Consider the following 16,181-nt stretch of genomic DNA (forward strand, 5'->3'; position numbering starts at 1 on the left):
CCTCATACTTCATTTGAATAACTGAAAACTATGATTAAGCTTGGTTCACTGGTACAGTCCCGCAACAATGATTTGGGGATAGGAAAAGTTACTGAAATATTATCTAACGCCGATGCAAATGTTGAGTATTTCTGCTCGGTAGGACAGCGAATCGAAAAAACTTTACACTTAAGTTCGTTGTGTGCAGTTAAGTTACAGCCTCAAACTCGGTGTTATACGATGTCGTCCACCCTGGAGTCTTGGGTAATTGGCAGAATCTCCGCTTGGGATGAAGAGAGCGAACATTATCAAATTGACTTACCAGATAAGAAAACTATCTTTGCGACTGAAGAGGAAATTTATGTCCGTTGCAATCGCTTAAGGGCAAATCCTATCGAAATTTTGGCTATAAAGGGTCATGAAACACCCTATTTCCACGATAGAAGATTGGCTTTTTACAAATGCTTGATTCAGCAACGTGCTGTAAGTCGCGGGATGACCGGACTGTTGAGCGCAAATATTGAGCTTTATCCCCATCAAGTGGAAGTGGTTCGACGGGTACTGGAAGACCCGGTTCAACGATACCTGCTAGCGGATGAGGTGGGTTTGGGAAAAACGATTGAGGCTGGAGCTATTCTTCGTCAATACCTGTTGGATGAGTCTTCTGGAGATGCTGCAGTCATAGCTCCGCAGTATTTAGTAGAACAATGGCGTACTGAGTTGGAAAAGTTTTACATTTCCCACTTTCCCAACAGGGTGAAAGTAGTCGCTGTTGAGGATGTGAGTCAATTGAGTCCAAATGCTAAGTTGGGTTTCCTCATTTTAGATGAAGCTCACAACATTGCTGCTATGGCAAAGTCTTCCGACTCTTTGCAACGCAAGTGTTTTGAACGTTGCAAAATCCTGGCTCATAAAAGCGATCGCTTGCTATTACTTTCTGCGACTCCTGTTGTCAATCGCGAACAAGATTTCCTCGCAATGCTTCACTTGCTCGATCCAACAGCTTATCAACTTGACGATCTAGATGGTTTTTGCGATCGCGTTCAAAAACGCCAAGATATTGGTAGAGTGCTGCTGTCTTTTAAAGAAGGCGCTAACCCCTTTGTTCTTAAAACCAATCTCAAACAACTCCGCAACCTGTTTGCTGAAGATAAGTATTTATTGAATCTGGTAGACAAATTGGAGAATTGTTTGGAAGCAAACGATACTGAGCGAGATAAGATAGTTCGAGCGATTCGCACTCACATCAGCGATACTTACAGGCTCCACCGTCGCATGCTTCGCAACCGTCGCGCCTCGGTAGAAGATGTGATTTTTGACCGCAATATTACGCCTAAGGTAGAGTATGACTTAGATGAGCGATCGCTTGAAATCCACGAACTCATTGATGAATGGCGTAGTGTCGCCCCTCATGAGGAGCAGTATCAAAAGATTTTTCTGCTGTTCTTCCTAGCATCTGGGACTTGGTTGGGCATTTTAGAACAGGTCATTGCTGCGCGTTTAAGCAGTAAAACTCATGCTAAACTCATCCAGGAGTTTGGTGAAGAGAATGTTCGCATTTTGACTGCAACTCCCAAATTTTCAGGGGAAGAAGCGATTTTAGAGTCTTTACTCAAAATTATTCGTCAACCTGTAGAAGATGGACAACGCACGGAAACTTTGAAAACAGTGCTGTTGAATCAGCTAGCTGCGTACTTTAAACTTCCAGCCTCAGTTCGGAGAAATAAAGGTGAATTACTCACAAGGATACAGCAGAGAATTCGCCGACCAATTTCTGAAGATGTCCTTCCGAAATTTGTTATTTTTACCAGTTTTGTGCAAAGCTGCACTGAAATTGTGCGATCTTTGTCAGATACCTTTGGAGTAGAGACAGTCGCCAGCCATCAGTTTGGGGAATCAAGAGAAAAGATTGAGAAAAATATAAATAGGTTCAAGACTAACCCAAACTGTTTTATTTTGGTATGCGATCGCTCGGGAGAAGAAGGACGCAATCTCCAGTTTGCTGATTGGTTAATTCACTACGACCTCCCTTGGTCGCCCAATCAATTAGAGCAAAGAATTGGTAGAATCGACCGTATTGGTAGCAAAATAGGCGTTCAATCCTGTGCGTTGCTCGGTCCCTATTTAGAAGATAGCCCCCACAATGCTTGGTATCAGGTCTTGAAAGAGGGATTTGAGATTTTCCAGCAATCAATTGCGAGCTTACAGTTTTATGTAGATGAAAAAATGGCAGAATTGGAAACAGTTTTGTTTCAATCGGGTTCGGCTGGATTGTTGGAAATAACCAAACAAATTCAAGAACAAATAAAGAACGAGATCGTAAAAATTAGCGAACAAAATGCTTTAGATGAAATTGATGCAAGCGATGAAGGCGCTACTCAGTATTTTCAAGAGCTAGATAATTATGATGCAAAGCATTCAGAAATAAAACGAGCTATTGAATCTTGGATGTGCGATGCGTTGGGATTTAAGCCAATCAATGATTCCAATTCATTAGAAGTGCGGCGCTATCAACCCACAACTCGCACGTTGGTTCCCGTGGATGATTTGAAAACTCGCTTTGCTAAGAGTTATCTAGACCAATTTGGCACTTATAACCGCAGGGTAGCCAATCAAAATCCAGGAATTAAACTCTTTCGTTTGGGAGAGGGATTGATAAACTCCCTCTTAAGTTATGTAGACTGGGATGACCGAGGTCAAGCTTTTGCCATGTGGCGTGCGGATGCATCTTGGGATGCAGCTCTTGGGATGGAATGGTTTGGGTTTCGATGCAATTACGTAGTGGAAGCCAACTTAAAAACTGCCAAACAAATTTTAAAAGAGAATGAGTTAGGGGCTTCTAAGTACAAAATTTTGCAGCGACGTGTTGATGCTTTATTTCCGCCAATTATCGAAACTATATTTATTGATGGTCGCCACCAGCCAATGAGTTTGGTTGAAGATGAAAAGCTTTTAAATATACTGCGGCGTCCGTATAACAATAAAAGCTATCCATACCGAGATTACAATTTAGCAAAGGAAGACGTAGAAATTATTGAAGATTTTGTTGATGCAAGTCAATGGCAAAAGTTTTGCTATCTAGCACACAAGACATCTTCGGAATTACTCGCCCGTCGTCCCGATTTTATCGACTTGTGCAAACGGTACGCTCTGGTTGCGGAGAAAAAGTTAGGTTCTCGAGAAGAACAGCTGCGCCTGCGTCTGAATAGACAAAGTAGCGATCGCTTGTTAGGTGAAGAATTGGAGATAGAAAAAGCTCTAAATGCAGCCATTTTAGAGGGAATTCGCCAACCTCTGGTGAGACTTGATTCTGTCGGTTTCATCATTGTATCCGGGCGAGCTCCCGTCACCTCTGAGTGGAAAAATAAGCTATGACTGATTCCTTCCCAGAACTTGGAGAAATTCTACAAACAGGTAATATCCCCACAGATACGAGCCGTTTTTTAGAACCCTGTCAGCGACGTTTACTTGATGCGCTGCGTGACTCACCAAAACCAGCAGATATCGCCTCACTTGTGCGCCATGTGCTGCGACGGGAAGATGAACGACTTCGCGTCACATCTCAAACTCTGCTCAAAGTCCCTCGGAGAAACTATTTTCCCAACCGGAATCTTTGGCAGCAAGCTGGTATAACTGTTCTGGGAGAGGAAAAAGACTATTACTGGATTAGTGCTAATTCTTGGCAACCGGAATGGCTCGATTTTAGCACCGAATATCCTCCAGATGCGCCACTGTGTGAAGAAGCAATCCGGCGTAACTATGAACCAGTCAGAGGCGATCCGTTTTTAGATCTCGTGCAATTAGATGCTTACCGCAGTCTCGGACAACGAGAAGCGATTCACGCGATTTTAACGGCTCCTCCCAAATCAACTTTGGTAGTAAATTTACCTACAGGTGCAGGAAAAAGCCTTTGCGCTCAACTTCCTGCACTTTTAGAATCTCAAACTGCGGGTGTCAGCGTTGTCGTTGTACCGACAACAGCACTTGCAATTGACCAAGAAAGGGCATTAAGACCGTTAATCAGACATGATACGGCATATTACAGCGATAAATCCTTAGAAGCACAGCGTAAGAGACAAGAAATACGCCAGCGAATTCGTCTTGGAACACAACGCATCATCTTCACTTCTCCAGAAAGTCTCATAGAATCCCTAGCATCATCTCTTTATGAAGCTGCAAATTTAGGTTTTTTAAGATATCTGATCGTTGATGAAGCGCACATGATTGAACAGTGGGGCGATGATTTTCGCCCTGCATTTCAAGAAATTCCTGGCTTGCGAAGAGATTTACTGCGTCTGACTCCCTTTACCACATTATTGCTAACTGCAACTTTAACAGCATCTTGCGTGGATACTTTAGGAAGCTTATTTAGAGATCCAGGAGAATTTCAAGTTATATCCGCCGTACAGTTACGCCCGGAACCTGCGTACTGGTTCGCTTATTGCCAAACTGAAGAAATTAGAACGCAACGACTGATTGAAGCAGTTTTTCACCTTCCACGTCCACTTATTATCTATACAACAAAAGTGGCTGATGTCAAAGCTTGGGCGAGGGAATTATCTCGTGCTGGATTCAAAAGATACGCAGTCATGACGGGTGAATCGACTCCAGAAGAGAGATTGCAACTCATTCAAGATTGGCGAGAAAGAAAAGTTGACATAGTTGTTGCAACTTCCGCTTTTGGATTGGGTGTAGACCAATCAGATGTCCGGGGAGTGATTCATGCTTGTATTCCCGAAAATATTGACCGTTTTTACCAAGAAGTGGGGCGAGGGGGTAGAGACGGTAAAGCATCGATATCACTGACATTACATACCCGCGATGATGTAGAAGTTGCTAAAGCCCTGAATGAAAAATCAACAATTAGCATTGAGAGAGGTATGGAACGATGGCAAAGTATGTTCTATAGAAAAACAAAAGTACCTGAAAAAGGGTTTCGCGTACCGATAAACATACCTCCTTCTTTGCGCGAGAAAGATATAGATATGAACAGCCCGCAAAATACTGCTTGGAATATTCACACTCTCACATTAATGAGTCGAGCAGGTTTAATAGAGATGGACTCAGAAGAACCTCCCAATTTCAAAAACTTTGAATCAGATACAGCATATCATGAAGCAGTAGAGAAACATAGAAATTGTCGGATAATTCGCATCTTGGATGAATGTCATCTCAACCGAGATATTTGGGAAGAGAAAATAGAACCACTCCGTCAAGAACGTCAAAGATGGAGTTATAAAAACTTGCAATTAATGAGAGAAGCTTTACGAGCAAAGCGCTGTTTATCAGAAATCTTTGCTGAGGCTTACACAATTACGAAAAGCCCAACATCGAGCGTGAAAAATTCGGTGGTTGTGTCTCGTGCTTGTGGTGGATGTCCTGTTTGTCGAAAAGAAGGAGTGACACCTTTTTCGGGAATTATGCCTTCTTCAAGACCAGTATGGCACGAACCTAAATTATTTTTAAGTGCAGAGGTTGAACGCCTATTTGCTGGGGAGCATTTAATGCTTATTTTTTATGATTCCCTGGAACAGTTAAATAAGATGCGAAGGGGTAGCAAATTATTTCAATGGTTTATAGAGCAAGGTATAAAAAATATTGTCATTTCTCAAGAGCATCAACATTTTATCAAAGATATTAATAGAATTAGCAAAACTTTAGTTTTTTTATTTGAAAGTTACGAGCCGATTCGCATGGCTCGCATTCCCACTCTCATTTTTCATCCTCCAGGAGAACCCTTAAATTATCGATATTTATCAAATAATCATACATCTCGCGTACAGCGTATTATTCTCCTTCCCATGAATGCACCAGATCCAAATAGAGAAGACCGACTGCTTATAAATATTTTCTCAGAAAAGCAATTTAAATTTGAAACTTTTTGTACGGAGATTAGTATATGAGTGTTTTAAAAACATCTTTAGCCAACCCTAGTAGAATCAGAGGCATATTTAGATACTTGCTTCATACTAAGGGACAAAGAGAAAAGAAAGAAGTCCTAGAACGACTACTTTCTCCAGATAAATTAGTCGAGGATAAAAGTACTCCACGCCCTATGTTTAATGCTGCTTTAAGAGAAAGTGTTAAGTGTGGTCTATTGGTCAAAGAGGATGAGGAAATTTGCATTAACCCAGATTTACCAGAAGAGGCTCGAAATCCTCAATTTGGAGACCAATTATTACCAAATACTCTATCTCATCTATTTTTTGCTTCTAATAACGAAGATGAAGAAGATTTTGGTCGAGTTTGCGCTTGGTATTTAGCACAAGATATTTATGATGCACCTGGCACAGAAAAAGAGGTAGAACTGCGTGTTAGCGAGCAAAAAGTTGGCGATTTTTTGAGAATGACAAGCGATCGCCTCTTCGTGCAAATGGATGATTGGATGCGCTATCTGGGTTTTGCTTGGGGTCATGCTTTGAAAGGAAAAACAGTAACAGTTCCCGATCCTACTGTTTACCTTAAGCGTAACATTAAGAATTTATTTAATGAACATCAAGAAATTTTATTGAAAGATTTCATTATTAGCTTAGCGAAAAAATGCCCTCTTTTTGAAACAGGTAAGTTTCGCGAACAAGTTGAAGAAAAGATCGGTCAACGTCAACCTAATTATCTTTCTACAAGTACAGCTTTTGCCTTGTTTAGACTTCAAGATGAGGGATACATAAAACTGGAAAAAAATTCAGATGCAAACTTGATAGTTTTACCAAAAATAAATAACCAAGTCGATTGGGATGGGCAAATTTCTCATATTCTTTTAGGCTCTAAAATGTATGACCTTTAAAAACTTTGTTTGTTGGAAGCTTAACATGGTTCGTAAGGTGATGGAAGTGGAAGCAACTCAACCTCCCAATCATCTATTTTTGGCGACACATCATCCAATAGCTATGTATCGCCAGGACTTAATTAAAGCCTCATCGTTGATGAAATATGATGAAGAGAAATTTCTCAGGGATTTTCTCGCTGAAAGAGATTTTGCCTTTGTACCTGTTTTAGGTGAGACAGGAACAGGTAAATCGCATCTAATTCGTTGGTTAGCTGCTAATATTAAGTCTACAAATCAACGTCAAGTTTTGCTAATACCTAGAATTGGTACTAATCTTAAAGATATCATCGAAAAAATTATTAATATTTCGGGTATTGAGACAGAAAAGCTTAATGAATATCGTCAACGACTAAATCAATCAAGTAAGACATTAACAGAGGCTCAAGCTCGCGAACATCTTTTGAATAATTTAGCTATTCAAGTAGGAGCAAACGGAAATCCTTCGGATGCTAATCTTTCTAATCAAGAACTTCAAGATTATCTTATACAAGAATTACCTGCTCTCCTCTACGATCATTTTTTCCGACAACATTTGTTAAAAGACGGAGGGATTATACATCGGTTGGTTACTCATACGCTTGGGTATCAAGATAAGATTGAAGATATTAACGAGCGGCGTGAATTTTCCATTGGAGATTTACCTCTCAATATTTTGGATATTCAAAAAGCAGGAAAAAAGGCACGAGATTTTTATTCTTTATTAATAAATAATGAAGAAATCCAAAAAGAAACTGTCAATTGGATAAACATTCATTTAAATGAAGCCATTACTCAATTTTTGAATTTAGGTCGAGAAGACTTACTAATGTTAATGCGCGAAATTCGAGAAAATTTGGCAGAGAAAAAGATTGAATTAGTTCTGTTGATAGAAGATTTTGCCAAGTTACAGGGTATTGATAGAGCAGTCTTAGAAGCAGTTCTCGCACGAAGTCAACAATTAGACAGCAAACCCTTATGCGCTATCCGTACTGCATTGGCTTGTACTACAGGTTATTTTAAAAATTTGATTGATACAGTTCAACAACGTGTTACCTTTAGCGTCAATCTTAATATCGATATAGACAAGGAAGAATCTTTAATTACTCAAACAGATATTCAAATATTTGTTGCTAGATATCTCAATACTGTTCGTTTAGAAGAAAAAGTCATTGAAAACTGGGCAAATTCTGAAAATAGGGATGAGCTAATCAGTGCTTGTAGCGAGTGCGAACACCGCCAAGCTTGCCATCAAGGATTTGGGAATGTGAATGAAATGGGTTTTTATCCGTTCACACCAAAAGCATTAGAGCAGATGTTTACAAGAGTCAATCCTGGTGAGTTTAATCCGCGAATTCTAATTCGTGATGTTCTAAAATACACTTTAGAAAATTCGGCTGATGATATTAAAAGTGGAAATTTCCCTTCCATAGGACTGGGGCAACATTTTGGCAAAATGAGACTCAGTACTCTTTATAAAGATGATATTAGCCGCATGGACTCTGCAAATGCCGAACGCCGTCAGATATTTTTAGACTTGTGGGATGATAGCAATGAACTTTGTAATTTGTCGCCTGAAGTTCATACAGCTTTTAATTTACCACTACTTGACGTTAAGAATAAGCCTACAGAAATCCAGCTAATAAAACGACAAACACAAATTAATCGGATATCACCAAGTACTGAAGATACTACAGAAAATTATGTAGTACAACCTAAAGAGCTTGTCATTATTCAAGAAAATCAAATTTCAAATAAGCTAGCAGAAGATATTAAGCTTCTAGATAATTGGAATAATCAAGATATTCTGCCTCAAGATGTAGGAAAACTAATTCGTGAATTTCTTTATCCAGCAATAATTGAAAGAATTGAATGGGATACGGAGATGTTAATTCAGGGAAGTTTTGCTAGATCGCCTAAATCACAAGAAGACGATCGGAATGACAGAACTAACAAAATTTTTAAGCAAAAAAATATTATTTTTTACAGCCCCAAAGTCACCAGAGAGACGATTTCCGGGGTGAAGTTATCCCTTCCCCTCAACCCAAATAACGAGAAGGAGTTTAGAGAAACTGCGATCGCTTTCCAAGGTATTTTGCTATACAGCCACTACAAAAATTGGAAATTCTCCAACGGCGATCGCTATTTCCGCACCTACGCCAAATATCTAGAGCGCTGGAGTCAATACCTTGTAGAACAAATTCGCCTTTACCCCCGCGAATCAGGAGAACCGTGGAATCCCGTACCAGCAGCAGTGGAGTTACTTGCGATCGCAGCGACAATGGGAGGACATCCCACCCATACACTCGAAAATCTGATTAACTCTTTATTTCTGGATTTAAATAAAAACGAAGATGTCAATCGAGCACCAAGTTGGAAAAAGCTATATGATTCCTTGTCTAACCAGAAAAACCGAGAAGCACTATTAGAAATCGTTAAAAGCAGAATTGCTTGTACCAAAGGTAGTAATTCCACATTCCAGATTATTGATGCCGTACAAATTATAGAACCTTTGGAACAAGTTCGTAAATCTTGGCAACCTCAACATCAAATTCCTGAAGATGTTCGTGAAAAATTCTCAGAATTGCATAAATTACGTCAACAAGTAGACGAACTATTAGAACTCGCCATCAAAGAAGAATGCGATCGCCAACTCGCTATGTATCATTCCCTAGTATCCGAGCTAGGAGAAGATATCAAGAAAAAAGAAGTCATTAATATTGTAATCCAGGCAATGGAAGCCGCAAGAGGAGCCGCTGTATTTCGTGGAAGAAAGAGTTTTGACGACCTCAATCAAGTTTTAAAACAGTTTGATGGTACAAAATTGACTAATTACTTAGATACAATGAAGCGAGTCCAAACCGAAAAAGAAAACTCAGAGCCAACTAATAAACTGCTTCAGTATTTGAGCAAAAATTATCAAAGAGACATGACAATTGCTGATGAATTTCTCAAAAGCACGAGTCATTTTCTTGACGCTTCTCTCCAAGAAGCACGCAAACAGATTGAAACACTTCAAAAATCAGGTAGTGGAACAATTGTTGAATCAAGTCACCAAGCAATTCAAGACGGGTTAGAGGAATTGCACAGCCTGCTAACGGAAATTAAAGAGTAAACTGTAGCAATTTTACGCCTCTACAGAACTCCAATCCGTCAGCGTTCGTTAGCATTTATCGGCGGTTCTTAAACTTTTTAATATACTATACGATCTAGCCAATAAAACAATGTTTTACCTAACTCAAGCTTCAGACATTCAAGCAATCATCCCCGAACTTACTTCACATCCAATACTTTGGTTAGATACAGAAGTTGCGGATTATGACACCCCCTCACCCAAACTATCTCTCATTCAAGTTTTAGCAGAAGCAAACGATTTAACTGGCGACAGCGTTTACATATTAGACGTACTAAACAAACCTGATATTACAAAGTATTTTATCACTCAAATCATGGCAAATGACAAAATTGAAAAAGTTTTCCACAACGCTGTCTTTGACCTCAAATATTTAGGAAGCACTCAGGCGGAGAATATCACTTGTACATACAAGATAGCAAGAAGTATATCACGCGATCGCTTGGGAACATCAAATCTACAACTTAAAACATTAGCCAAAGAACTTTGCCATTTTACCAATGTAGATGCAGAGGAAGGAAGAAGTGACTGGGGGAGAAGACCCCTCAGCCCAAAACAGTTAGAATACGCCAAGATGGACACCGTCTATCTAGCACAAGTGTATTTTTGTTTAAATCAGTGGTTAAAATCCAACGGACAGTTAACTTTAGAGTATGATAATCCAGATAAATTTCCTCGAAACCCTAGTTTGTCTGAAGTGTATGGTGAGGGTAGCGATCGTTTAAATTTGCCTGTGGAACCTGAAAAATTTCTCAATCAAATTCCCGAAACCACATCCAAATCCTTAAAAGAAAAATGCCAGGAACTGATAGATTTATCTCAACAAAAAACTGAATTAACAAAATATGCAGCACAAATTGACGGCTTTACAGGAAGACAAGCAAAAATCACCAATACTGTGCGGGAAATTTTACCTCTAATTATTGCTCTCAGAGCTTTTAGACAAAAAGGAAACATTCATATTGACTTGAATCAAAAAGTAGATAACTTATTAACCATAATTACCTCTATTAAAGAAAATTTCCAGACAAATCCCGAATGGATTCTGAACAGCAATACTTTTAAAAGTACGGATTTTCTTTCTAAAATAGAAAATCTTAAAAATACACTGAAGCAAAATCTGTCTCAAGCTTGGAAAAATTACTTAGCTCAACAGCTACGAAGCAGAAATAAAGAAGTTTTAAAAATATTTGCTGAAATAGAGTCACTTAAACCAACGATTCAGAGGATTGACACATTAGATAGACAAATCCAAGAAATTGAATTTCCCAAAAACAGCGAAGAATTTGACAGAGTAGATAAAATAATCGAGCAATTGAACCAATCCTTAGACAGTCTAAGTTCTGATAAAATACCACAAAACGTACAAAATTTTCTCAAAGCAGCCGCTCATCAAGGAGCTACTCTCGATCTTCTGACTCCAGAAGTTAAAGAGTGGTTAATCGAGCATAGATTGGCTCAATCTTTACGAATACGCTTGACTTAATATACAAATCCTCATAAAAGCTAAGAATTCTTTAATTTGCACAGTCTGCGCCAATCAAGCTCTTGTGGAACAGGCGTTCCCACCCGTTATCGAAGTGCATTCTTATCAGCCCAACAGCTGATGAATGCAAAGAGAGTTAAACCGTGATTGATAGTTAAATCATCTAAAATCTTCCAATCTGAAATGACTAATATAACAAACCCCTTAATTCAAGACTTCCTAAATTTACTAGAAGAACAGGAAAGAAAACTCCTGACATGGGGAATCGTAGATGGAGGATTTACAGAAGAAGAACTCGAAGACATCACATCAGACTTCATAGATGACAACGATCGCGACATCAAAACTTGGGACTTAATCAACGAAACCCTTGAACGACGCTTACTCTTTAACTTTAACCTGAGAGGACGCCAGCTTTTTCGTACCCGGATGTCTGAGACAGTAAGACTATTCGCTCGGCTGCGTCAACTCTTCCTTAATAATACTTGGCAAACCTCTCCCACCTTAGTAGCTGATTACCGCTTGCAAATTCGCCCGCGACTCTATCCAAAAAGAGAGATCGCACCAGAAACAGCCATCGCACAATTAGAAGCCGACAAACTCCTAACACCAATCCAACAAAAAGCCGTCACAGCTATCCTCAATTCCCCCTCCCGTGGTGAAGTACAACTCGCAGATTTTCAGCTGCGTGCTACTGTTCAGATACTCCAAGACCTGAACAGTAGCAAAAGTCGGGGTGCGATCGTTTGTGCTGGAACTGGAACGGGAAAAACTTTGGCATTTTACTTACCAGCGCTTGCACATATTGCGGTTTTAGTCAACAAAAATGATTGCTGGAGTAAAGGACTGGCAATTTATCCCCGTAACGAACTCCTCAAAGACCAATTTTCCGAAACTTATCAAGAAGCACGTCGTCTCGATGAAGTCCTTATAGCAGAAGGAAAGCGTAAAATTCTAATTGGTGCTTTTTTTGGCTTAACTCCCAGAAGCGCTACCTTGGAGCGGGTGCAAGAGAAATGGGAATCCCAGAGCGGTGGGTTTACTTGTCCTTACCTACGATGTCCCAAGTGTGAAGGTGCGCTGTCCTGGCGACGGGCTGATGTGGAAGCAAGAAGAGAAAAACTTTCCTGTCTCAATCTTTCCTGCGGTGCTGTTATCCAAGAAGATGAAGTGATTCTGACACGCGATCGCATGGCAAAAACTCCCCCTGACTTGGTTTTTACCAGCACGGAAATGTTAAATCGGTCTATGGGAGACTCCCGCTACGGTCATGTCTTTGGGATTGGAGCCGCAAAAACTCCTGAAATCGTTTTGTTGGATGAGGTACATACATATACAGGAATACACGGAGCGCAAGTTGCTTACCTGTTGCGACGCTGGCAAAAAATTATTGCTAAGAGAGTGCATTTCGCAGGGCTTTCAGCAACACTAGAAAGTGCAGCCGAATTTTTTAGCCAACTTACAGGTTTAAATCCCAGTTTGGTAGAAGAGATTTCACCAGGTGAAAACTTAATTGCTGAGGGGATGGAGTATCAACTGGTTCTCAGAGGCGACCCCGTATCGGGAACAAGTCTGTTGTCTACAACTATCCAAACAGCAATGTTGCTGCGACGAGTACTTGACCCATCGGAAGAACCCCCCAGCAAAGGATTTTTTGGCTCTCGTGTTTTCGCCTTCACAGACGACTTAGATGTAACCAACCGCTTGTTTCATGACCTTTTAGATGCGGAAGGTCGGGATAGTTGGGGTCGTCCCATGCGAGGACGACAGCCATTCGCGGCGTTGCGATCGCATACTGCGGCTGATGGTAGAGACAGGCTGATTGCAGGTCAATCTTGGTTATTGTGTCAAGAAATCGGTCATGGATTGGAACTTCCTTTAACCATCGGGCGCACCAGTTCGCAGGATACTGGAATCACGCCAAATTCAGATGTCATTGTTGCGACTGCTGCTTTGGAAGTGGGATTTAACGACCCAGAAGTTGGAGGTGTGATTCAGCACAAAGCACCGAGAGATATGGCATCTTTTTTACAAAGAAAAGGAAGGGCGGGGAGACGCCGAACCATGCGACCGTGGACGGTAGTGGTGCTGTCTGATTACGGAAGAGACAGAATCGCCTATCAGAACTACGATATGCTGTTTAACCCAGTTTTAGAAAAGCGAAGTCTCCCCATATCCAACCGCTATGTCATCCGCATTCAAGCTGTTTTCGCCTTTATGGACTGGGTAGGACAGCAATTAACTGACCAAGGAACTGTTTGGAGTGACTTTGCTAGTCCCAACTTACTCAACACCAACCGCCAAAAACAAGAAATCGAACTTATCAAAAATATTCTTGAAACAGAAGCAGGACTCAGCAGTTTAGAAACATATTTGTCATCAGCATTACACCTAACCAAAGATGAAGTCGAAGCAATTCTTTGGGAACCCCCACGCTCATTGATGATGGCGGTGCTTCCCACTTTGCTGCGGCGTTTGGAGTCTGGTTGGAAGCTCTATCCCCTCCATCTAGATGAATCAAAAAAAGACTATCAAACCCGCGACCCCTTACCTGATTTCGTTCCCCCCAACTTATTTACTGACCTGTTATTGCCAGAAGTGCTAATTACTACACCACCCCAAAGCCGCAACAGCGAGCCAGATATCAACCCTTTGCCCATTGTCCAAGCCCTAAAAACCTTTGCTCCAGGAAGAGTCACGCGTCGTTTTGGCATACAGCACATCCACGCCAGCCACTGGATTGCTCCAAAAGACTTGCAACATATAGAGCAAAATTTACCTGTAAAGGACTACTGTACTGAATTTGAAGAAGTGGGAAATTTTCAATTTTTGCAAGATGGGGAAGTCGTAGATATTCGCTGCATTCGCCCTTGGGCAATTCATCCGACTCAAGTTCCGCGTGATATTGCAATTACTTCTAATGCCCAGTTGGAATGGCGCAGTCAAATTATACCACCTGACTCTGGCATAAAACTCGAACTTCCTCAAGGTTCCCCGTGGAGCAAACTCATTACAGAAGTATCTTGCTTTACCCACGCTCAACAATCGCCAGTGGAAGTACGACGCTTTGCGATCTCATCCCAAGCAAACATCCGCTTCAAAACAGGTCACGAACTCAACACCACAATTCGCTTTACCCACAGTGATGGTAGACCAGCTGCTGTAGGATTTGCTCAATCTGTTGACGGTTTGGTCTTTCGCTTTTGCATTCCGCCGAATTTCAGGATCGATAAGAACGATTCCAATCAAGGGAAGATTAGGGCATTTTACACGGCATATTTCAGATATAAAGTATTGACAGATAGAGAATTATGTGAATTCACAAATGGATTCCAACGGGAATGGCTTTATCAAATATATATATCAATGCTTACCGCCCGCGCCTTAGCTGACCAAATCTCGCTGTCAGAAGCTTTTGAAGCTCTTTTAAGTGAAAATATAGGTCAGGAAATGGCAAGGGTTCTTGACAATATCTTTCAAACTTTGAACGTTGAGGAAACCTTACTAGAACCAGGGGAATCTGTGTCAGGAGAAATTCAGGGAAGGCAAAGAGTACACGATAGGTTGCGATCGCTGTGCAACGCAGATACAATCCAATCAATATTAAACGACCTTGCCCCAGTTTTGTGGTCAGAACCCGATAAAGAGTGGAACGCTTGGGCAGCATTGCGTTTAAAAGCAACCATGGGAGGAGCTATACTCAATGCGTGCGGACAATTGTGTCCTCATTTTGACTTGGACGACCTAATTTTGGATATCGAACCAGGGGTTCGTCCGTCAGATGCACCTGCTATTCCACAGGGTGTGGAAGAAATTTGGATAACTGAGTCTACTATTGGCGGTGGTGGAGTCATTGAGGAAATTTTACGCCGCTATACTGCTGACCCTAAAAACTTTTTCCGATTGGCGGAGAATGCACTGCAACCAGCAGATTTTGAGATTGTGGATTCAGAATTGACACGGTTTTTGGAATTAACCCAAACGAGTGAGGATATTATTGATACGATGACAAAAGTGCGGTTGGCAGAGGGATACAATGAATTAAAACAAGCCAGCGATCGCTTCCGCAAAGCCCTATCTTCTCAGGGAATTTTAGTCACGCATCCAGTCATCACCGCAATTAACGCACGGGTTTTGCGTCCTGGGAGTACTTCTCAAACAGATAAATTACTGCTGGATTTGATTCGTTTGTGGTATGGAGAAGAAGAAAGGTTAGGCATTGAAATTGATGCGCGAGTTTTTGCCTATGTAGCGAGTCATGATGACCAGTTAGATCGAGTGTTGTTGCATCTTGGTTTAGTACAACCATCACCTTATTGGCGGTTTCAGGTGATTTATGGGTTGTTGTGGGCGAGAGGGAATGTACTGCGTGCGAGAGCTTTATCTTCCTATAATCCTTTTACGCTACTTCCCGATGCAGATAGAGAACTGTTACTGGATGTATTGCAAGCGGATGAACAAACAGTTGCGCTAGATGAAACCAACTGGCGGGAACAGGTAGAGGAAGCATTTAGACAAGGTGCATCAGTTTCCTTGATAGCACGTCCTGATGCCAAGGAGGATTTAAAAGCAGCGATTTTGAGTTTAGCAGTGGAACCGATGGAGTTAGGATTTTTGCAGGTTTACCCCATGGTGGAAGGCGTACAACGGCATTCGCAAGGGTTTGCGGTACGGTTACAAGTACGGGAGATGGTGCAGTAATAATGCGTAGTACAATAGTTTTTATACAAGTTATATAATAAACTAAGTAATTATATTTTTTAAGCTAAAATTATGATTTA

The 16,181-nt window shown here is 40.9% G+C and carries 6 protein-coding genes; all 6 read left to right on the forward strand.

Annotated features, from left to right (window positions below):
- Positions 1-30 precede the first annotated feature (30 nt).
- The 6 genes from dpdE (at position 31) to dpdJ (ending at position 16,101) form a co-directional block, all read left to right on the forward strand.
- Positions 31-3,354, forward strand: a complete 3,324-nt coding sequence (dpdE, locus tag HC643_RS37040; protein ID WP_038073146.1) for a protein DpdE — start codon at positions 31-33, stop codon at positions 3,352-3,354.
- Entirely contained in the window at positions 3,351-5,882 is a 2,532-nt protein-coding gene (gene dpdF / locus HC643_RS37045) for a protein DpdF (protein WP_050045516.1), read from the forward strand. The genes dpdE and dpdF overlap by 4 nt, the downstream gene beginning before the upstream one ends.
- The gene (gene dpdG, locus HC643_RS37050; protein ID WP_167844837.1) at positions 5,879-6,763 is read left to right on the forward strand and encodes a protein DpdG; all 885 of its coding nucleotides are present in this window, start codon (positions 5,879-5,881) and stop codon (positions 6,761-6,763) included. The genes dpdF and dpdG overlap by 4 nt, the downstream gene beginning before the upstream one ends.
- Positions 6,753-9,896, forward strand: coding sequence for a protein DpdH (dpdH, locus tag HC643_RS37055; protein WP_038073141.1), 3,144 nt, complete (start codon positions 6,753-6,755; stop codon positions 9,894-9,896). Before dpdG ends, dpdH begins: the two co-directional genes overlap by 11 nt.
- 109 nt (positions 9,897-10,005) lie before the next feature.
- The gene (locus tag HC643_RS42815) at positions 10,006-11,400 is read left to right on the forward strand and encodes a ribonuclease D (protein WP_167844839.1); all 1,395 of its coding nucleotides are present in this window, start codon (positions 10,006-10,008) and stop codon (positions 11,398-11,400) included.
- A 183-nt stretch (positions 11,401-11,583) separates the two neighbouring features.
- Positions 11,584-16,101: a protein DpdJ gene (gene dpdJ / locus HC643_RS37065; RefSeq protein ID WP_038073139.1), complete on the forward strand. Its 4,518-nt coding sequence runs from the start codon at positions 11,584-11,586 to the stop codon at positions 16,099-16,101.
- Positions 16,102-16,181 lie beyond the last annotated feature (80 nt).

The organism is Tolypothrix bouteillei VB521301, from assembly GCF_000760695.4.
Taxonomy (GTDB): Bacteria; Cyanobacteriota; Cyanobacteriia; order Cyanobacteriales; family Nostocaceae; genus Scytonema; species Scytonema bouteillei_A.